Source organism: Bradyrhizobium sp. HKCCYLS1011, assembly GCF_051167795.1.
Taxonomy (GTDB): Bacteria; Pseudomonadota; Alphaproteobacteria; order Rhizobiales; family Xanthobacteraceae; genus Bradyrhizobium.
Window position 1 is genome coordinate 244938 of record NZ_JBNPTT010000004.1, and the last position, 19533, is coordinate 264470.

Consider the following 19533-nt stretch of genomic DNA (forward strand, 5'->3'; position numbering starts at 1 on the left):
GCAGCCGTTCAGCTCTGCGCCTTCAACGCGCCGGGAAAATGCCGCTGCAGAACGGCACTTGGCACCGCATAGGCTTCCTGGAGGTCGACGCTCCAATATTTCAGCTCGTCCAGCGGAATCCGTGCGTCGGTCACGGCGCAGCGCACATAGCTTCCCGGCGAGATCACGCGGAAATCGCCATCGAGATATTGCACCTGGGCCTCGCCCTGACCCGAAGGACCGAATTTGTTGAGCACGTCCCTGTCTCCAATCCCTGCGCCCTTGGTACGCAAAAACCATTGTCAATCAATATGTAGCATAGATAAGTCGCGCTGTCCCTTCCGCAAACCCACCGATTTGTGATGCTTATCGCCGAAGCCCCGTGCTAGCTAGGCTGCGGATGGTCCGCCGCTGATCCCGCGTCTCACCGATTGATGCGTTCCTTTGCAATATCAGCCGTTCTGCTGCTCTGCGCTGCCTTGTCGGTGGCGCAGGCGGAGCCGTCAGCCTCGCCCAACGAAGTCGAGATTCCCTCCGGCAGCACGGTCCTGCATGCGCAGCTGTTCAAGCCCGACGGTGCCGGGCCGTTTCCGACCGTGATCGCGCTGCATGGCTGCGGCGGCCTCTCGGGCCGGTCCGAGCCGGTACTGCCGCGCTATCGCGACTGGGCCGAGGAACTGGTCAAGAAGGGCAAGGCCGTGCTGTTGCCCGACAGCTACGGCTCGCGAGGGCTGGGCCCGCAATGCCGGGTCAAGGAGCGCCGCATCAGCGGTCGCCGTGACCGTGTGGCCGACATCATCGCTGCGCGAAAATGGCTCGCAGAGCAGGATTGGGCGATGCCCGATCGCATCAGCCTGCTGGGATGGGCGAGCGGCGCCAGCGCGCTGTTGTGGGCAGTGCGCCCGCAGCTTCCAGAGCATGTCGAACCGGACTTCCGCTCGGCAATTGCCTTCTATCCGGATTGCCGCGCATCGTCCGGTCTCGGCTGGAGCGCGCGCGTTCCGACCTTGATCCTGATCGGAGGCAAGGACGACGTCTCCTCGCCGCCGGCCTGCCGGCAGATGATCGATGGCGCGCGGGGCCGCAGCGCGCTGACGCGCATCGTGGTCTATCCCGGCGCCTATCACGATTTCGACCGCGCCAATCTGCCGGTCCATGCGCTGGCCGGCACCGACGCGGCAGCCCCTGAGCGCGGGCATGTCGGCTCCGATCCGGACGCGCGGGCCGATGCACAGAAGCTCGTGTCCGATTGGCTGGCGCGCTGAGGAAGCGTGCCGGAGCTAGAAAAGGCTTCCTTGGTCGGCGGGTTTCGACACGCGCTTGGCCGTTGCCGTCCGGGCTTCGCGTGTAGCCCTGGGGTGGTTTTCAGGTCTCGCCACTGCCGGCCGATCGCCATCCGCCGTGGCTGCGACACGGCCGTCGGCAAATTCCAGCGACAGCGCAGCGCCAGGGCTGACATCCGCCGCGTGATGCAGCGGATGTCCCGCCTCGTCGCGCACCAGGGCAAAGCCGCGCGCCAGCACGCTGCGATAAGACAGCGCCATCAGCAGCTTCTCGTTGCGCTCGACGCGCGCCGAAAGGCGCTGCAGCGAGGTCGAAAGCGCCCGGCGCGCTCGCTCTGCCAGGCGCAGGGTGCGCTCACGGTCGCGGCCGATGGCTTGGCGCTGCGCCTTGGCGTTGGCCGATTTCGAGGCCTTCAGGCGCGCCGACAGGCTTTCACAGCGGTCGCGCCGGCTGCGCAGCAGCGCGCGCGCCGACAGCGACAGCCGCTCGGCAGCAACCACGAGGCGGTGGTCGGCGTGGCCAATCTGGGCGTGCAGCACCCGTAAGGTCAGGCGGGCGCTCGCCGCGGCAAATTGGCGGAAATGCACGTGGGTGTTGGTCTTGAGCGCGCGGGGCAGCCGGCCTCCGGCGGTATCGAGCCGTTGATGTGGAATCGCCAACAGGGTGCTTGCATCAGGCAGCGCGCGCGCTGCGGCACGCAGTTCGTTGCGCCGGTTCTCCTGGCCGCGCTGCCAGCACATCCGCGTCCGCCGCGCCAGGCTTTCGATCTCCTGGATCAGGTCGCTGCGCACCGGCACGGCCATCTCGGCGGCTGCGGTCGGCGTCGGTGCGCGCTTGTCGGATGCGAAGTCGATCAAGGTCACGTCGGTCTCATGGCCCACGGCCGAGATCAGCGGGATTGCGCTCTCGGCCGCGGCGCGGACCACGATCTCCTCGTTGAACGACCAGAGATCTTCCAGCGAGCCGCCGCCGCGCGCGACGATCACGACATCCGGGCGGGGAATGCGGCCGTGTTCGGGCAGCGCATTGAAGCCGCGGATCGCGGCCGCGACCTGCTCGGCCGAGCCGTCACCTTGCACTTTCACGGGCCAGACCAGCACGCGGCGCGGAAAGCGATCTTCCAGCCGGTGCAGGATATCGCGGATGACGGCGCCGGTCGGCGAGGTGACGACGCCGATCACCTCCGGCAGCCAGGGCAGGGGCCGTTTGCGCGCGGGGTCGAACAGGCCTTCGGCGGCGAGCTTCCTCTTGCGCTCCTCCATCAGCGCCATCAGCGCGCCGATGCCGGCGGGCTCCAGCGCCTCGATCACGATCTGGTATTTCGACGAGTTCGGATAGGTCGTGAGCTTGCCGGTGGCGATGACCTCCAGCCCTTCCTGGGGCTTGAAGCGCATGCGGTAATGCGTGCCCTTCCAGATCACCGCCTCGATCTTGGCGTTCTCGTCCTTGAGCGAGAAGTAGCAGTGGCCCGAGGAGTGAGGCCCGCGAAAGCCGGTGATCTCGCCGCGTACCCGGACATGCCCGAACTGGTCCTCGACCGTGCGCTTCAGCGCTGAGGACAGCTCGGAGACGGTAAATTCGGGCGCGTTGGGCAAGGCTTCTGCTGGTGGCATCGACACTGATTCGGAAGTGAGTGGGAGCAGCCCCGAAGGTAGGGATTTTGTGCCGGCACCGCCAATCATATTCTGCCGCGAACCGCCGACGGGCCCTGTGGAAAGGGAGGGCCCTTGCGAGATCGTGCCGTTTCGTGCTTCGCACTGAGGCCTGAACTTCAGTAACGGCGCGACATATGCACATTCTCCTGATCGGTTCCGGCGGCCGTGAACATGCCCTCGCCTGGAAGATTGCGGCGTCCCCCCTGGTCACCAAATTGTGGTGCGCGCCGGGCAATGCGGGAATCGCCAAGGAGGCCGAATGTGTCGCGCTGGACGTGGCAGACCATGCGGCCGTGATCGATTTCTGCCGGGCCAACGCGGTCGAGCTCGTCGTGGTCGGACCCGAGACGCCGCTTGCGGCCGGCATCGTCGATGATCTCGAGCGCGCCGGGATCAAGGCGTTCGGGCCCCGCCGGTCGGCTGCGCAGCTCGAGGGGTCGAAGGGCTTTACCAAGGACCTCTGCCGCGAGTTCAACATTCCAACCGGCGCCTATCGCCGCTTCGACAACGCCGCCGACGCGCTCGCCTATGTGCGCGCGGAGGGCGCGCCGATCGTGGTCAAGGCCGACGGCCTTGCCGCAGGCAAAGGCGTGGTGGTGGCGAAAACATTGGCCGAGGCGGAGGCTGCCATCGAGATGATGTTCGGCGGCGGCTTCGGCAGCGCCGGCGCGGAGGTCGTCATCGAGGAGTTTCTCGAGGGGCGGGAGGTTTCCTTCTTTGCCCTCTGCGACGGCGAGACCGCGATTCCGCTGGCCTCGGCGCAGGACCACAAGCGCGTGTTCGACCATGACGAAGGCCCGAACACCGGCGGCATGGGCGCCTATTCGCCGGCGCCGTTCGTGACGGCTGAGATCCACGACCAGATCATGGATCGGATCATTCTGCCCACCATCGCCGGCATGAAGACGCGCGGCGCGCCGTTCAAGGGCATTCTCTACGCCGGGCTGATGCTGACGGAGCAGGGGCCAAAGCTGTTCGAATACAACGTTCGCTTCGGCGATCCCGAATGTCAGGTGCTGATGCTCAGGATGATGTCGGACCTTGTCCCGGCCATGCTTGCGGCCTGCGATGGACAGCTGAAGAATTTCGACCTGCGCTGGTTCCCCGAACCTGCGGTGACGGTGGTGATGGCGGCGAAGGGCTATCCAGGCGACTACAAGAAAGGCGGCATGATCGAGGGGCTCGATGATGCGGCCAAGGTCGATGGCGTCGAGATCTTTCACGCCGGAACCATCGCCAAGGACGGCGCAATCCTCGCCAATGGCGGGCGCGTGCTCAACGTCTGCGCCTCCGGCAACACGGTCACCGAGGCGCAGGCGCGCGCCTATCAGGCGGTCGACCGGATCAAATGGACGGACGGCTTCTGCCGCCGCGATATCGCCTGGCAGGCGGTCGAGTTGGAGAAAGGCAAGACCTAACTGCCGACGGACACCAGCCAATACGACCTGTGACAGGAGAGAAAATCAAATGTCCGATCTCGCCGACCTGTTTCCAGGCTATGCCTCCGAGTGGATCAACACCTCGTCCGGCCGAATCTTCGCCCGCATCGGCGGCAGCGGACCACCGCTGCTCCTGCTGCACGGCTTTTCCGAAACGCACGTCATGTGGCATCGGGTGGCGCCGGCGCTGGCCGACCAATTCACGCTGATCATCGCCGACCTGCCCGGCTATGGCTGGTCGGACATGCCCGATAGCGATCAGGATCATACGCCCTACACCAAGCGTGCCATGGCCAGAACCATGGTGGAAGCAATGGAGCAGCTCGGCCACGTTCATTTCGCGCTGGCCGGCCACGACCGAGGCGGCCGTGTCGCTTATCGCCTGGCGCTCGACCATCCAGGACGGCTGTCCAAGCTCGCCACGCTCGATATCCTGCCGACCTACGATTATTGGGAGCGCGTCAACCGCACCTATGCGCTGAAGATCTATCATTGGACCTTCCTGGCGCAGCCTTATCCGTTGCCGGAGACCCTGATCTCCGGCGCCGGCGAGTTCTTCCTGAAGCAGAAGATGGCGAGCCAGACCAAGTCGAAGACGCTCGATGCGATCGATCCGCGCGCGCTGAACCACTATCTCGCGCCGTTTCGTGATCCCGCGCGCATTCATGCGATGTGTGAAGACTATCGCGCCGGCGCTTATGCCGACTACGAGATCGACAAGGCCGACGTCGCTGCGGGCAAGAAGATCACCGTCCCGATGCTTGCGCTCTGGGGCGACGTCGGGATCGCCAGCGCCGCCGCGACCCCGCTCGACACCTGGAAGACATGGGCGACGAATGTCCGCGGCGCCCCGGTCGATTCCGGGCATTTCCTGACCGAGGAGAATCCGGACGCGACGGCGAAGTTGCTGCGGGAGTTTTTTTCGGAGCCGTAGTCACGAGTGGACATCATGCCCGCGAAGGCGGGTATCCAGTACGCCACGGCCTCTCTATCAATCACTGCCGTCTCGGAGTACTGGATCATCCGCTTTCGCGGATGATGACAGTTGTGGTTCCGGAAATATCTTCGCGCCTGACGTTGCCTCGGAGATCATCGGCAATTCATCCGATACGTTAATGTCACCTCATTGACGCTGCGTCTTAGCTTCGCCTAACATCAAGTTGTATCACTAGTCCTTGCCCACTCAGGATGGTCGCCATGCGTGCACTGAATCCCTCGTCGATTCGACCGCCCTTGGCACGGTATAGTCACGGGATCGCGGTTCCGGCAGACCACCGGCTGGTGATCACTGCCGGACAATTGGGCATCGGCCCTGATGAGATCATCCCGGCAGGCAGCGAAGCGCAGGCGGATATCTGCTTCGCAAACATTACGGCGATCCTGGCCGAAGACGGAATGAAGCTGGAGAACATCGTCCGCCTCAGCGTCTATGTTACGGCACGCGAGCACATGGAGGGCTACAGGCGATCGCGCGACCGGCAATTTCCGGGAACGCCGCCGGCGACGACGCTGATCGTGGTGGCTGGCTTGGCACGGCCGGAATTCGTGATCGAGATCGAAGCCATTGCGGCCGCTCCATAGCGTCCCGGCTCGACCTAGCGCCGCGCCTTAAAGAACTCCTTCAACAGCGTCGCCGCCTGCTGCTCGCCGACTGCGGAATAGACCTCCGGCACGTGATGGCAGGTCGGCGACGCAAAGAAGCGCACGCCCGATTCCACCGCGCCGCCTTTGGGATCGGCTGCGCCGTAATAGAGCCGGCGGATGCGCGCGAACGAGATCGCGCTGGCGCACATCGTGCAGGGCTCGAGGGTGACGTAGAGGTCGCAATCGATCAGCCGCTCGCTGCCGATCGCCTGCGCGGCCTGCCGCAGCGCCAGGATTTCTGCATGCGCGGTCGGATCGCGGTCAGTCAGGGTCCGGTTGGCGGCGGTCGCGATGACTGTGTTGTTCTGCACCACGACGCAGCCGATCGGCACCTCGCCGGAAATTGAGGCCGATTCGGCCGCTTTCAGAGCCAAATCCATGAAAGAAGGAGCGTTCATGGCTCGTAATGCCCGGACAAGTCTGCTACTGGATCGCTCTTCAGCAAATCTGGACCCCGATTTCCCGCGTGACATGCGCTGCTCAGAGCGCGCGTATCACCCCGCGTCCTGCACCTCAAAGTGAGACCTTCATGCCCCGCGACACCGACAAAGACAACGATTCCCGTGGCCGCCGTGACCGCGCCCCGCGGGCGCGGTCCGAAGGCGGCAAGGGACGCTCGGGCGCCGCGCGCGGACCGGACAAGAAGTTCGCCAAGCGCGGCTTCGGTGCCAAGGATTTTGGCGCCAAGGAAGCTGCCGGCAGGGGCAAGCGCTCCTTCGACGAGGGCCGTGCGCCGCGCCGGCGCGACGATGGCGATGCGCCGCGCAAGTCCTATGGCGATAAACCGAGGTTCAACCGCGATGAGCGTCCGCGCGGGGATCGGCCGTTTGCCGCTCGCCCGGCGCGGGCTGGTGACGGCGACAAGCGTGCCTTCAAGCCGCGCGGAGACCGGCCGAAGTTCGACCGCGATGAGCGTGGCGGGGAGAAGCGCCCGTATAAGGCGCGCGCCGGTCGCGATGAGGCCCGTCCGGCGGGACGATCGTCCGACCGCAAGTTCGGCGAGCGCAAGCCATACGCCGCGAGAGACCGTGACGGCGACAAGCGCCCCTATGCGCCGCGCGGTGAAGGCTCCCGCGATCGCAGCGACCGTCCCCGCGCGGAGCGCAGCTATGGTGACCGTCCGCCGCGTACCGGCGATCGGCCTGAGCGCAAATTCGGGGGCGACAGGAAATTCTCGCGTAGCGCCGAGGGCGATCGTGGAGAGCGCAAGTTCGGTGCCGGAGCGCGTGGCCCGCGCAAGGAATTTGGCGATCGTCCACCGCGTGGCGAGACCAAGCCGTGGCAGAAGCGCGGCGCGGACGAGGATCGTCCTGAACGCGGCGCGCGTCCTCCGCGCGAGGGCGGACGCAGTTTCGACCGGCCGCGCTCCGAGCGTGGGCGCGAGGACCGTCCCAAATTCGACAGGCCCAAATTCGACAGGCCCAAGTTTGATAAGCCAAAGTTCGATCGTCCGCGCGATCGCGATGATGAGCGCAGTTTCGATCGTCCGCGCCGCCGTCCCGAGGGGCGGACCGACTGGCAGGAGCATCCGCGCAGCGAGCGGCGTGATGGTGATCGCTTCTCCGAGCGTCCGCGCCGCGACAACGAGGACGACAGCAAGGTTTTCGCCAAGCGTCCGGCCTTCGGCGGCCGGGGTCCCTATCGCGAACGTAAACCCGACACCGACAAGCGCACCGCTCGCGCCGCGGCCGAGCCGGCCAAGCCGAAGAAGGCCGGTGAGCGGATTGCCAAGGTCCTGGCCCGTGCGGGCTTGGCCTCGCGCCGCGATGCCGAGGAGATGGTGACGCAGGGCCGCGTCACCGTGAACGGCCGCGTCATCAACTCGCCGGCGCTCGACGTCACCGAAAACGACGTGATCCAGGTCGACGGCCAGCCGTTGCCCGAGCGCGAGCGGACCCGGCTGTTCCTCTATCACAAGCCGCGCGGCCTGATGACGACCCACAGCGATCCCGAGGGTCGGCCGACCGTGTTCGACAATCTGCCCGAGGACCTGCCGCGGCTGATCTCGATTGGCCGTCTCGATTTCAACACCGAGGGGCTGCTGCTGCTCACCAACGACGGCGGGTTGGCGCGGGTGCTCGAATTGCCGGAAACCGGCTGGCTGCGCCGCTACCGCGTCCGCGCCCATGGCGAGGTGACGCAGGCGCAGCTCGACCAGCTCGCCGCAGGCGTCGAGGTCGATGGCGTCAAATATGGGCCGATCGAAGCCACGCTCGAACGTGACCAGGGCGCCAATGTCTGGCTGGTGGTGGCAATCCGCGAGGGCAAGAACCGCGAGGTGCGCAACGTGCTCGGCCATCTCGGGCTCGAGGTCAACCGGCTGATCCGCGTCTCCTACGGGCCGTTCCAGCTCGGCGAGATCGCCGAGGGCGAGGTGCAGGAGATCAAGTCGCGGGTCTTGCGTGAGCAGCTCGGCGAGAAGGTCATCGCGCAGGCAGGCGCTGATTTCGGTCCGGCGGCCGAGAGCAAGCCGGGGCGCGGCGAGCGCGAGCCGCTGCCGGCCCCCAAGCCGAAACCAAAGCGCGAGGTGGTCGCCGATCGCAAAGGCCGCCGCGTGGTGGTGCAGCGGACCGGCAGCGAGGAGGCGCGCGCCCGTCACGAGGCGGAAGCACGCTTTCCGGGTCCGCCGCGGCGGCCGAAGCGTGGCTATCACGGCAAGCGCGATCTGGCGCCGCAGGACGAGTAGGGTGTAAATGCGCGTCGTCGGAGGGCGGCTGAAGGGCCGCAACATTGCCTCGCCCACCTCGCGCGACATTCGCCCAACCCAGGATCGCCTGCGCGAGTCGCTCTTCAATATCCTCGTGCATGCCTACGACGATCCCATCGAAGGCGCGCGAGTGCTCGATCTCTTTGCCGGCACCGGTGCGCTCGGCATCGAGGCGATCTCGCGCGGTGCGGCCTTTGCGCTGTTCGTCGACAACGGCGCCGAGGCGCGGGCGCTGTTGCGCAACAATGTCGAGGCGCTCGCGCTCGGTGGCGTCAGCAAGGTCTATCGCCGTGATGCCACCAATCTTGGCCCCGCGCACCCGGTCGAGCCGTTTTCGCTGATCTTTCTCGACCCGCCCTACGGGAAGGGGCTCGCCGAGAAGGCGCTTGCCTCGCTGCGCGATGGCGGCTGGCTTTCGCCAAATGCGCTGCTCGTTGTCGAGGAAGCCACGGCGGCGGCCTTCAAGGTGCCGGACGGCTTCGAAGAGCTCGAGCGCCGCGCCTATGACGACACCGAATTCGTGTTCCTGCGCTGCCCTTGATCTTCGCTCGCTGTCGTCCCTGCGAAAGCAGGGACCCATAATCACCGGATCGAGTTGTGACGCGGCCTCATCGTTACTCATCCGTCGTACCATGAGGGCCGCGGCGTATGGGTCCCGGCTCAAGGCCGGGACGACACCATTTTTCTCTAGCGCTACCTCCGGCCAAACAGCTTCTCGATGTCGGACAGCTTCAATTCGACATAGGTCGGTCGGCCGTGATTGCACTGGCCGGAGTTCGGCGTGTCCTCCATCTCGCGGAGCAGCGCGTTCATCTCCTCCGGCTTGAGCCGGCGCCCGGCGCGCACCGAGCCGTGGCAGGCCATGGTGGCGGCGACATGCATCAGGCGTCGCTCCAGCGGCAGCGCCTCGCCCCATTCCTCCATATGCTCGGCGAGATCGCGCAGCAGGGCTGCGGCATCGATTTTGCCGAGCAGGGAGGGCGTCTCGCGCACTGCGACCGCGCCCGGGCCGAAAGATTCGATCGCTAGCCCAAACGAGGCCAGTTCTTCGGCGCGGCTGAGCAGCTGCTCGACCGTCGCTTCGTCCAGTTCGACGATATCGGGGATCAAAAGGATCTGCCGCTGCACGCCGTGCTCGGCCAGCGAGGCCTTCAGCCGCTCGTAGACGATGCGCTCATGCGCGGCATGCTGGTCGACGATCACGAGCCCGTCGCGGGTCTGGGCAACGACATAGGTGTCATGGATCTGCGTGCGTGCCGCGCCCAGCGGCCGGTCGAGCAGATCGCTCGGGGCCGGCTGCTCGTGCAGCCGCGCGTCGGCGGTCGGCGCACCGACATCGAACGCGGCCTGACCCGCTTCGGCAAAGGCATTTGCCGCGGCACCGGCCAGCGCGGCCATCGGGCCCACCGGGAAGGACGGTGAATTGCGCCAGTCCCAATTGCTCGGGCGCGGTGCCGGCGGCACGACGGCCGGGCGGAATGCGGTGATGGTGGCGCCGCCATCATTAGCCGCGGTGCGCCGCCCCTCGCGGGCAAGCCCCTCCTTCAGCGCATGCACGATCAGCGCGCGCACCAGGCCGGCATTGCGGAAGCGCACCTCGGTCTTGGCGGGGTGCACATTGGCGTCGACCTCGCGGGAATCGAGCGTCACGAACAGCGCCACCACCGGATGGCGGTCGCGCGGCAGATAGTCCGCATAGGCCGCGCGCACCGCGCCCAGGATCAGCTTGTCGCGCACGGGACGGCCGTTGACGAACAGATATTGGCCGAGCGCGTTGGCACGGGTCAACGCGGGGGCCGCGGCAAAGCCCTCGACCACGACGCCGTCGCGTTCGCTCCGCACCTCAATCGCATGGCTGCGGAAGTCCGCGCCGAGGATGTCGCCGAGCCGCGTCAGCCGGCCCGGCGCCCCCGGCAGCGCGGCTGCCCAGGTCACCGGCGCGCGCTCCTCGCCCGCGAGCGTGAACGCGATGTCGGGCCGTGCCATCGCCAGCCGCCGCACCACCTCGCGGATCGCCTCCGCCTCGGTGCGGTCGGTTTTCAGGAATTTCAGCCGCGCCGGCGTGGCGTGGAAGAGGTCGCTGACCTCGACTCTCGTGCCCCGGTTCAAGGCAGCCGGCACGACGTCGGACTTCACCCCGCCGTCGACCGACAGCGCCCAGGCATGGGGCTCGTTCTTGTGGCGCGTTGTGATCGAGAGCCGCGCCACCGAGCCGATCGACGGCAGCGCCTCGCCGCGGAAGCCGAGCGTCCTGATCTGCAGCAGGTCCTCATCGTCGAGCTTGGAGGTGGCGTGGCGCTCGACCGCGAGCGCGAGATCGGCCGCGGTCATGCCGCCCCCGTCGTCGGTGATGCCGATGCGCCGGCGGCCGCCGCCGTCGGTGAAGACGTCGATCCGGCTCGCGCCGGCATCGATGGCATTCTCGACCAGTTCCTTGACGACGCTCGCGGGACGTTCGACCACCTCGCCGGCGGCGATGCGGTTGATGACCTGTTCGGGGAGCTGGCGGACGGGCATGGACAAATGCTGCACTGCGATTCGAAAGAGCGCCCATTGTAGCCATGATGGCCGCCCGCGGATGCAGCCAAATGTGCCTTCTCCACCGCGCGGCATGCCGCAATTATGGCGCCGAGCGCCCGCTTCCATGCGGTTCCAGAGACCGATAGCGCGCCGTCCGACGGGATTGTGAGGGGCTGGGCGCGGGTATATCGTTTCGAAAAACAGCAATCCGCCGGGAGGGAACCATGTGCCATCTGTTCGCCCACCAGCCGCAACGCGACTATGAATCGCAGACCCGGTCTTTGCGGATCGGCGGTCACTGCACCTCGATCCGGCTCGAATTGGCGTTCTGGGACACGCTGGAGGAGATCGCGGCGAAGGAGGGCATGAGCCTCGGCAAATTCCTCACCACGCTCTACAGCGAAGTGCTCGACCATCATGGCGAGGTCAAGAACTTCGCCTCGCTGCTGCGCTGCTCGTGCCTGATCTATCGCGCCAAGACCACAGCCGCGATGCCCGACTTCCATAACGCCGAGGCTGCGATCTTGGACGCGGCGGAGTAGCCTCGAACTCACTGTCTGCCTCCCCCCCCCCCGCAAGCGGGGGGAGGCGCTGACCGGTGATGCGGCGAGAAGGCTTAACGCCGCGATTAGCTTGTCAAATCTCCTTCTTCTGCATCATGCCGGCGATGGTGTCCGCCTGACGGATCGCGAGCGCCACGATCGTCAGCGTCGGGTTGCACGCCGCGCCTGATGTGAACTGGCTGCCGTCGGAGACGAACAGGTTCTTGATGTCGTGGGTCTGGCCGAACTTGTTGACGACGCCGTCCTTGGCCTTCTCGCTCATCCGGTTGGTGCCGAGATTATGCGTCGACGGGTAGGGCGTGGTCGGGTAGGTCACGGTGGCGCCGACCGCCTCATAGACCGCGGCACCTTGCTTGTAGGCATGTGCGCGCATCGCGAGGTCATTCGGATGGTCGTCGAAATGCACGGACGCAACCGGCATGCCGAACTTGTCCTTGGCGGTCGGATCGAGCGTGATGCGGTTGGTCTCCTGCGGCATGTCCTCGCCGACCAGCCACATGCCGGCCATCCGCGGATAGGTCTCCATCGCCGCGGTGAAGCTGCGGCCCCAGGCACCCGGATTGAGGAACGCGGCCATGAAGGGCAGCCCGAGCGACAGCGTCTCCATCTCGTAGCCGCCGACAAAACCGCGTTTCGGATTGTGCGCGGCCTCGTCGCGGATGATGCCAGCCATCGTGGTGCCGCGATACATGTGCACCGGCTGCTCGAAGCTCGCATAGACGCTGCCGGTCATGTGCCGCATGTAGTTGCGGCCGACCTGGCCCGATGAGTTGGCAAGCCCGTCGGGGAACAGGTTCGAAGCGCTGTTGAGCAGCAGCCGCGGGCTCTCGATCGAATTGCCGGCCACCGCGACCACGCGCGCCTTCTGCAACTGCATCTGCCCCTGGCCATCTGCATAGACCACGCCGGTGACCTTGCCCGATGCGTCATGCTCGATCTTGATCGCCATGCTGTTGGGCCTGACCTCGAGATTGCCGGTGGCCTCGCCCTTCGGAATCTCGGTGTAGAGCGTCGACCATTTGGCGCCGGACTTGCAGCCCTGGAAGCAGAAGCCGATCTGCTGGCAGCTGCCGCGGCCATCACGCGGCTCGGAATTGATCGCCATGTTGCCGGTGTGCACGGTCTTGTAGCCGAGCCGCTTGGCGCCGGCCTCCAGCACCTTGAAATTGTTGTTGCCGGGCAGGCCGGGAATGCCGTTGGTGCGGGTGACGCCCATCTTGAACTCGGCCTTGGCGTACCATGGCTCCATCTCGGCGAGCGTGACCGGCCAGTCCATCAGATTGGCGCCGGGCACTGCGCCATAGGTGGTCCTGGCCTTGAACTCATGCTCATCGAAGCGCAGTGAGGCACCGGCCCAATGCACGGTCGAGCCTCCGACCGCCTTGACGATCCAGGCCGGCAGGTTCGGGAAGTCCTGATGGACCCGCCATGTCCCTGATGTCGTGCGCATGTCCTTCCAGGCGAGCTGGGTGAAGCTGTCCCATTCATCGTTGATGAAGTCGGGAATCTCGTAGCGGTCTCCCGCTTCGAGGAGGACGACCTTGATGCCCTTCTGCGCGAGCTCGTTGCCGAGCGTGCCGCCGCCGGCGCCGGAGCCGATGATGACGACGACGCTTGAATCGTTCTGATCGAATTTCGCCATTGTGGTTTCCTCCGCGTTTGATTGTTCTTTGCCGGCGTCAGGCTTTTGGCAGCCAGTCGATGTCGGAAAAGCCGCGGTTGATGTAGCCGCCATGCTCGGCGGAGGAGCCCTCGTAGCCGAATTTCGGCCAGACCTCTTTCTGATTGTAGAGCGAGACGACGAGGTCGCTGCGGATCGCCGTGAAGAAGGCCGTCCGCTCGATGCCTTGCAGCAGTGCGACGCGATCTGCCTCCCAGGGCACGTCGATATAAGCGACCTTGTGGCGGTCGCGCGCATCCTGATCGAGCCGCGCGACACCGTCATTGATCATGCTCTTGACCGCGGCGTCTTCCGCCGCCTTGCCGTCCCAGGGCTTGACTGCGACGATGTAGTAGCGGTCGGCGAGGATGTCGTGCGGATAGATGTCACGCGCGACCTTCACCAGCGTCTTCAATGTCGCCGGCGACAGCGCCTTGGCGTCCTCGGCCCAGGCGTCGGTGACGCCGAGACCGGTGCTGGTGGCGACCGCAACGGAAGGGACGGTTGCTGCCGCACCTTTGAGAAAGACGCGGCGGTCATATTTGCTGCGGGGATCGACTTCTCTCATGGGTTTCCTCCGTTTGATTTTGTTGTGCGATTGTTGTTCTCAGCCGAAGCGCCCGCCGCGCTGGATCACCTCGATCTTGTAGCCGTCGGGATCGGTGACGAAGAAGAAGCGCGCCAGCGTCGCACCCTTGTGCTTGAAGTCGCGCAACGGGCCGGGCGCGAGCTGCTCGCGCTCGAAGCGGGCGTGCTCGGCCTCGAGATCGTCGACCACGACCGCGAGATGGCCGTAGCCGTCGCCGAGCGCATAGGGCTCCTTGCGATCGTAGTTGACCGTCAGCTCGACTTCGAACGGCGAGGACGGGTGGCGCAGATAGATCAGCGCGAAATCGTCGAATCTCAGATGATCTGCGATCTCGAGGCCAAAGGCGCGCTTGTAGAAGTCGAGCGATTTCGCCTCATCGAACACACGGATCATCGAATGAACCGGTTTGGCCATGTTATTTCTGCTCCTTCAGATAGGTGATAATGGCGGCGCGAACCTCCGGCTTGGCTTGGCGGTAAGCCATCACGGCGCCTGGGATCATCTCTTGCGGGTTGGTGAGCCAGCTATCGAGCTTCGCGTCGTCCCAGGCGAAATCAGCCTTGGCGAACCCCGCCGAGTAGTGGAAGCCTTCGAAGCTGCCGGCGCGGCGTCCGATCACGCCGACGAGCGGTGGTCCCTGCCGCATCGGTTGGGAGATATCAGTGGTATGGCAGACACCACATTGCTGCTTGAATAGCGTCGCGCCACCGACGGGCTTGGGCGACGGCAGGGGCATTTGGGCAGATGCGATACCCGCGAGCAGCATTGCGCCGCAACATCCAAGGCCGAATGCAAACCCGCTTCGTCGCGTTGCGCACCGTACCGACATCGACCCTCCCATCGTTTAGGATGAGACTAGGTCGCAGCAAATCCGCCGTGGTAGTAGCGGGCTGTTTCAGGGGAGAACAAAGGGTGGGAGCGTACGGCGCTCTGCGCTCGACCTCCAAATGCGTTCACCTCTAATCATCAAACCTTCGCGCCCCGCGTCCGGCCTTGATGTCGCCACGACGCTTCTTGCCTTCCAGCCGGCGCTGCTTGGAGCCGAGCGTCGGCCGGGTCGGGCGGCGCACCTTCGGCCGCACCATGGCTTCCCGCAGCAGCGTGACCAGTCGCTCGATCGCATCCGCACGGTTGCGCTCCTGGGTGCGGAAGCGATCCGCCTGGATCACGATGACGCCGTTCTTGGTCATGCGCTGGCCGGCGAGCCGTTCCAGCCTCGCTGCGGCGTCTTCGGGCAAGGGCAGCCGGCTCGCATCGAAGCGCAGCTGCGCCGCGGTCGACAGCTTGTTGACGTTCTGCCCGCCCGGACCGGAGGCGCGAACGAAAGAGATCTCGATGTCGTTCTCGTCGATGACGAGGTCGCGGGCAATCCGCAGCATGGGGCACCAGGAAACAGGGATTCGGTGCGCACCATACCGGGTTTAGGTCCGGCACGCGCGGGTCTGGATCGTTGGGGCGAGTTGGCCCCGGGGCAGAATCAAAAACTTCGCTGGCCTCCCGGCCTTGAGCCGGGGCCCATACTCTCAGGGAGCAGTTCGGAGCACGGCACGATCCCACACCCTCATGGTGGTGAGGAGCGCCGCTTGCGGCGCGTCTCGAACCATGGCCCATTGGGCCATAAGCAATAGCCCTGCCGATGACGGCAGGGCTAAGCTCAATTCACAGCGTGTGAGATTGGGCGGCTTAATTCGCCTTCACCGCCGGCGCCGTTGCCGCTGCGGGCTGCGCCGCGGCCTGCGGCGTGCGGCCGACCACCACGGTCAGGAGGCCCTGGCTCCACAGCCGCTTGGCGACGGCCTTGGCGTCCTCCAGCGTCACCGCGTTGACGATCTCGCTGCGCTTCTCGATGTAGTCGATCGGCATCTTGTCGAGCTGATACTGCAGCAGCGCCTGCGCAAGTTTCGACGAGGTGTCGAGCGCCAGCATCTGGGAGCCGTTGATGTAGGACTTGGCCTCGTCGAGCTCGTTCTGGGTCGGGCCTTCCTCGGCGATGCGGCGGATCTCGCGGTCCACGGCATCGATGGTCTCGCCGGCGCGGTCGGAGCGGGTGCCGGTATTGCCGATGAAGAGCGCCGAATGGTCCATCCAGACCAACGCGTCGTAAACCGAATAGGCGAGCCCGCGCTTCTCGCGCACCTCGTGATAGAGTCGCGACGACAGGCCGCCGCCGCCGAGAATATGGTTCACGACATAGGCGGCCATGAACTGCGGATCGTGGCGGGAGATGCCGGGGCCGCCGAAGGTGATCACGGTCTGCGGCACGTCGAGGGTGACCTGCACGCGCTGCGGCGGCTTGGTCGCGACAACGTCAGGCACGGGGGTCAGGCTTGCCTTGGCGGGCAGCGCGCCAAAGGTCTGATCGAGCAGCTTGCCGAGCGTCGCCGGATCGACATCGCCGACCACGGCGATCTTCAGCGTGTCCTTGGCGAGCACGTGGCGGGTATAATCCTTGAGGTCGTCAATGGTGATGGTCGGAACGCTTTCGATCGTGCCGCTGGCCGGACGGCCGTAGGGATGGCCGGGGAAGGCAAGCTCGAGAAACTTGCGTCCCGCCAGCGCCGACGGATTGCTGCTTTCGCGCCGCAGGTTCGAGATCACCTGTGAGCGGATACGTTCGACGTCGACGCTGTCGAAATGCGCCGAGGTCAGCGCCATCCGCAGCAGATCGAACGCCTCGTCCCTGTTGTCGCGGAGCATCCGCAGCGAGCCGCGGAGCTGATCGCGCGAGGTCGAAAAGCTCAATTCGATCGCGCGGCGATCGAGCCGTTCGTGATACGTCTTCGAATCGAGGTCGCCGGAGCCCTCGTCGAGCAGGCTGGCCACCAGGTTGCTGACGCCGGGCTTGTCGGCCGGGTCCTGCGAGGCGCCGCCGCCGAAGGCATATTCCATTGCGATAAGCGGGACCGTGGAGTCCTGCACGAACCAGGCCTCGATCCCGCCGGGCGAGATCAGATGCTGGATTTTGGTTGCCGCTTGCGCGGCCGGCGATACGGTCAGCGCCGCAGCGGCGACAATGAGCGCGCAGGCGAAGCGGCGGGCGAAAGTGGTGGTCTGGCTCACGAACGCTTCTCCTCGCGCTTGGCCGAATTGTCCTTGATGAGATAGCCGGTGACGGAGCGCGTCTTCTGCAGCCATTTCTGCGCGGCCGCGCGCACCTGCTCGGCGGTGACCGCCTTGATGCGGTCCGGCCAGCTTCGGATGTCCTCGATGCTCAGCCCCGTGGTGAGGCCGCCGCCATACCAGCGGGCCATCGTCGCCTGGTTGTCCTGGGCGTAGATCGCCTCCGCCACCAGCTGGGTCTTGACGCGTTCGAGATCCTCGGCGCGCGCCGGGTTTTGGGCCAACTCGGCGATCACGCGGTCGACCACGGATTCGACCTGCGCGAAATCGACGCCGGACCGGGGCGAGACCGCAATCGAGAACTGGGTCGGGTCGAGCGAGGTGCCCTGATAGGAGGCGCTGGCGTTCACTGCGAGCGGCTTGTCGACCACCAGCGCGCGGTAAAGATAGGAGTTACTGCCGCTTCCCATCAGCTGCGCCAGCACATCGAGCGCAGCCGCCTCGCCCGGTGCCGCGGTCGTCGCCGACGGCACCAGATAGAAGCGCTGCATCGAGGGCTGCTCGACATGCGGATCGGCGAGCGTGACGGTGCGCGGCGCCACCGGCTCGGGCTCCTGCGGGCGAATGCGCCGCGCCGGGATATCGGGTTGCGCCGGGATCTTGGCGAAGGTCGCTTCGACCATCGGGCGCACTTCGTTGACGTCGGTGTCGCCGGCAATCACCAGGGTCGCATTGTTGGGCGCGTAGAAGCGGCGATAGAAGGCCAGCGCGTCCTCGCGGCCGAGCTTCTCGATCTCAGGCTTCCAGCCGATCACCGGCCGGCCGTACGGATGGTTGAGATAGAGCGCGGCCATGATCTGCTCGTTGAGCCGGGCCTCCGGATTGTTGGCAACGCGCATGTTGTACTCTTCGAGCACGACGTCGCGCTCGGGCAGCACGTTCTCGTCCTTCAGCACCAGCCCGGTCATCCGGTCGGCCTCGAACTCCATCATCTTGGCGAGCTGGTCGCGCGGCACCCGCTGGAAATAGCCGGTGTAGTCGACGGAGGTGAAGGCGTTCTCATTGCCGCCGATGCGCAGCACGGTCTGCGAGAACTCGCCCGCTGGATGTTTTTGCGTGCCCTTGAACATCAGATGTTCGAGGAAATGCGCCAGCCCGGACTTGCCGGGCGTCTCGTCGGCTGAGCCGACCCGGTACCAGATCATCTGCGTGACCACCGGGGTGCGGTGGTCCTGAATCACCACGACCTGCAGGCCATTCGGCAGCGTGAAGCTGGCGGGAGGTTCCGAGGCAAAGGTGGCCTGCGCCGATGCGCTGACCGAGGCCGCGAACAGGCAGAGCAGGGCGGCGGCAATGGACATGAAGTGATGGGAGGACATTCTGAGGGAGGACATTACGTTCCTTCTGAAAGCCGGACACTCATGTCCGGACCGGGCGGCGGCATGCTATACCGCACGAAAAATGCGCTGCTGTCACAAAGCAGCGATGGAAATGCTGGTGTTCTTGGTCTCCGAATTGCCGCTCGGACGCGCATCAATTCGAAGACGGGACATAAGCGCCGCCCAATTCCTGAATTTTTCGTAATCGGCAATAACGCAGGCGACCCCGGTCGATGCGGAGATCGCCGACGCCGCGTCACCTCTCCTTGCCGGACTGGATGTCGAAGTGCTTGGCATCGAGCGGTTCCATCGGCCCGGTGCCATAGGCATAGTTCGACGACGGCGTCTGATAGCCGGGCGGCGGCTGGGTCAGGCTTTCGCGCGTCGGCTCGTTGGTAAACGGCTTGCTCTCGGTATCGTTGCCCTTGAACATGCCGAACAGGCCGCCCTTGAAGCCCAGCTGCGACGGGCTCAGCATCGGGTTGTTGGTCACGCCGGGCTGGATCGGATCGTTGCTTTTCTTTTCCGGCGCGGTCGTCCCGACCTTCATTTCAGCCGGCGTCAGCGGACGGGCCGATGCGACCGGGTCCTTGTTGTCCTTCTTGCGGGCGGCTGCGGCCGCCTTGCGGCGCTGCACGTCCGGATCCTTCGGCCAGTTTGGGGCGACGGCCGCCTCGGTGGCCGCGGCCGGCGGCGGCAGGTCAAGCTTGGGCGGCACCACCAGCGGCGAGCGCTCGCGGTAATCGATGGTGGGCGTCTCCATATTGGTGGCGCCCATGCCGCGCATGATGTTGTCGATGATCTTCTCTTCGAAGGTCTTGTCGTCCTCCCCCTGCTCGTCGTCCTGGGCGCGGGCAACGCCGGAGGCAAGCAGCAGGCCGATGCCGAAGGTTGCGGCGGACAGCTTCAGGGCGCGCGTCAGCGCGCGGTGAGCGCTCGTCGCGCGGGTCTCGGTGCTATCGGTCTTGCGCATGGCTTTCCCTCGTCTCGGCTGTCCTATCCCGAACAGTCTAAAGTATCCGCCGATCGCGAAAAAGTGAGGAGACACAATCCG

The 19533-nt window shown here is 65.7% G+C and carries 19 protein-coding genes; 7 read left to right on the forward strand and 12 right to left on the reverse strand.

Annotated features, from left to right (window positions below; translation table 11 throughout):
- Positions 1–8: 8 nt before the first annotated feature.
- On the reverse strand, positions 9–236 hold the full coding sequence (locus ACQR1W_RS14115; RefSeq protein ID WP_008966839.1) for a DUF2093 domain-containing protein: 228 nt from the start codon (positions 234–236) through the stop codon (positions 9–11).
- 177 nt (positions 237–413) lie between these two features.
- Here ACQR1W_RS14115 and ACQR1W_RS14120 point away from each other — a divergent pair, with 177 nt between their 5' ends.
- Positions 414–1244, forward strand: a complete 831-nt coding sequence (locus ACQR1W_RS14120; protein WP_008966838.1) for a dienelactone hydrolase family protein — start codon at positions 414–416, stop codon at positions 1242–1244.
- Positions 1245–1259: 15 nt separating this feature from the next.
- On the opposite strand, the gene xseA is transcribed toward ACQR1W_RS14120, so the two are convergent.
- On the reverse strand, positions 1260–2876 hold the full coding sequence (gene xseA, locus ACQR1W_RS14125) for an exodeoxyribonuclease VII large subunit (protein ID WP_434851346.1): 1617 nt from the start codon (positions 2874–2876) through the stop codon (positions 1260–1262).
- Between the two features lie 176 nt (positions 2877–3052).
- On the opposite strand from xseA, the gene purD reads away from it, so the two are divergent.
- The 3 genes from purD to ACQR1W_RS14140 all read left to right on the forward strand — a co-directional run bounded on the left by purD (position 3053) and on the right by ACQR1W_RS14140 (position 5938).
- A complete protein-coding gene (gene purD / locus ACQR1W_RS14130) occupies positions 3053–4336 on the forward strand; it encodes a phosphoribosylamine--glycine ligase (RefSeq protein WP_434851347.1) in 1284 nt (427 codons plus the stop codon).
- A gap of 49 nt (positions 4337–4385) precedes the next feature.
- On the forward strand, positions 4386–5291 hold the full coding sequence (locus ACQR1W_RS14135) for an alpha/beta fold hydrolase (RefSeq protein WP_434851348.1): 906 nt from the start codon (positions 4386–4388) through the stop codon (positions 5289–5291).
- A gap of 263 nt (positions 5292–5554) precedes the next feature.
- Positions 5555–5938, forward strand: a complete 384-nt coding sequence (locus ACQR1W_RS14140; protein WP_434851349.1) for a RidA family protein — start codon at positions 5555–5557, stop codon at positions 5936–5938.
- A gap of 14 nt (positions 5939–5952) precedes the next feature.
- Here the strand turns inward: ACQR1W_RS14140 and ACQR1W_RS14145 are convergent, their stop codons facing one another.
- Entirely contained in the window at positions 5953–6399 is a 447-nt protein-coding gene (locus ACQR1W_RS14145) for a nucleoside deaminase (protein ID WP_434851350.1), read from the reverse strand.
- 131 nt (positions 6400–6530) lie between these two features.
- Between ACQR1W_RS14145 and ACQR1W_RS14150 the strand changes: the two genes are divergently transcribed.
- Both ACQR1W_RS14150 and rsmD read left to right on the forward strand, forming a co-directional pair.
- Positions 6531–8687: a pseudouridine synthase gene (locus tag ACQR1W_RS14150; protein ID WP_434851351.1), complete on the forward strand. Its 2157-nt coding sequence runs from the start codon at positions 6531–6533 to the stop codon at positions 8685–8687.
- A 7-nt stretch (positions 8688–8694) separates the two neighbouring features.
- Positions 8695–9249 (forward strand): 16S rRNA (guanine(966)-N(2))-methyltransferase RsmD, encoded by a 555-nt coding sequence (gene rsmD / locus ACQR1W_RS14155; protein ID WP_434851352.1) that lies wholly within the window; start codon positions 8695–8697, stop codon positions 9247–9249.
- Positions 9250–9401: 152 nt separating this feature from the next.
- Here rsmD and mutL read toward each other — a convergent pair whose 3' ends face one another.
- Complete coding sequence (gene mutL / locus ACQR1W_RS14160) at positions 9402–11225, reverse strand: DNA mismatch repair endonuclease MutL (RefSeq protein ID WP_434851353.1); 1824 nt, start codon at positions 11223–11225, stop codon at positions 9402–9404.
- 227 nt (positions 11226–11452) lie between these two features.
- Here mutL and ACQR1W_RS14165 point away from each other — a divergent pair, with 227 nt between their 5' ends.
- Positions 11453–11770 (forward strand): ribbon-helix-helix domain-containing protein, encoded by a 318-nt coding sequence (locus ACQR1W_RS14165; RefSeq protein ID WP_008969347.1) that lies wholly within the window; start codon positions 11453–11455, stop codon positions 11768–11770.
- A 94-nt stretch (positions 11771–11864) separates the two neighbouring features.
- Here the strand turns inward: ACQR1W_RS14165 and ACQR1W_RS14170 are convergent, their stop codons facing one another.
- The 8 genes from ACQR1W_RS14170 to ACQR1W_RS14205 form a co-directional block, all read right to left on the reverse strand.
- Positions 11865–13433, reverse strand: coding sequence for a GMC family oxidoreductase (locus tag ACQR1W_RS14170; protein ID WP_434851354.1), 1569 nt, complete (start codon positions 13431–13433; stop codon positions 11865–11867).
- Between the two features lie 37 nt (positions 13434–13470).
- Entirely contained in the window at positions 13471–14019 is a 549-nt protein-coding gene (locus ACQR1W_RS14175) for a gluconate 2-dehydrogenase subunit 3 family protein (RefSeq protein WP_434851355.1), read from the reverse strand.
- Positions 14020–14058: 39 nt separating this feature from the next.
- The gene (locus tag ACQR1W_RS14180; RefSeq protein ID WP_434851356.1) at positions 14059–14454 is read right to left on the reverse strand and encodes a VOC family protein; all 396 of its coding nucleotides are present in this window, start codon (positions 14452–14454) and stop codon (positions 14059–14061) included.
- Between the two features lies 1 nt (position 14455).
- Positions 14456–14776 carry a c-type cytochrome gene (locus ACQR1W_RS14185; RefSeq protein ID WP_434851838.1) on the reverse strand — a complete coding sequence of 107 codons (321 nt, stop codon included), beginning with the start codon at positions 14774–14776 and terminating at the stop codon, positions 14456–14458.
- Between the two features lie 223 nt (positions 14777–14999).
- Positions 15000–15419, reverse strand: a complete 420-nt coding sequence (gene arfB, locus ACQR1W_RS14190; RefSeq protein WP_008969352.1) for an alternative ribosome rescue aminoacyl-tRNA hydrolase ArfB — start codon at positions 15417–15419, stop codon at positions 15000–15002.
- A gap of 304 nt (positions 15420–15723) precedes the next feature.
- A complete protein-coding gene (locus ACQR1W_RS14195; protein WP_434851357.1) occupies positions 15724–17100 on the reverse strand; it encodes a M16 family metallopeptidase in 1377 nt (458 codons plus the stop codon).
- Positions 17097–18479 (reverse strand): M16 family metallopeptidase, encoded by a 1383-nt coding sequence (locus ACQR1W_RS14200; RefSeq protein WP_434851839.1) that lies wholly within the window; start codon positions 18477–18479, stop codon positions 17097–17099. The genes ACQR1W_RS14195 and ACQR1W_RS14200 overlap by 4 nt, the downstream gene beginning before the upstream one ends.
- Positions 18480–18735: 256 nt before the next feature.
- Positions 18736–19452, reverse strand: a complete 717-nt coding sequence (locus ACQR1W_RS14205) for a hypothetical protein (RefSeq protein WP_434851358.1) — start codon at positions 19450–19452, stop codon at positions 18736–18738.
- Positions 19453–19533: the final 81 nt, after the last annotated feature.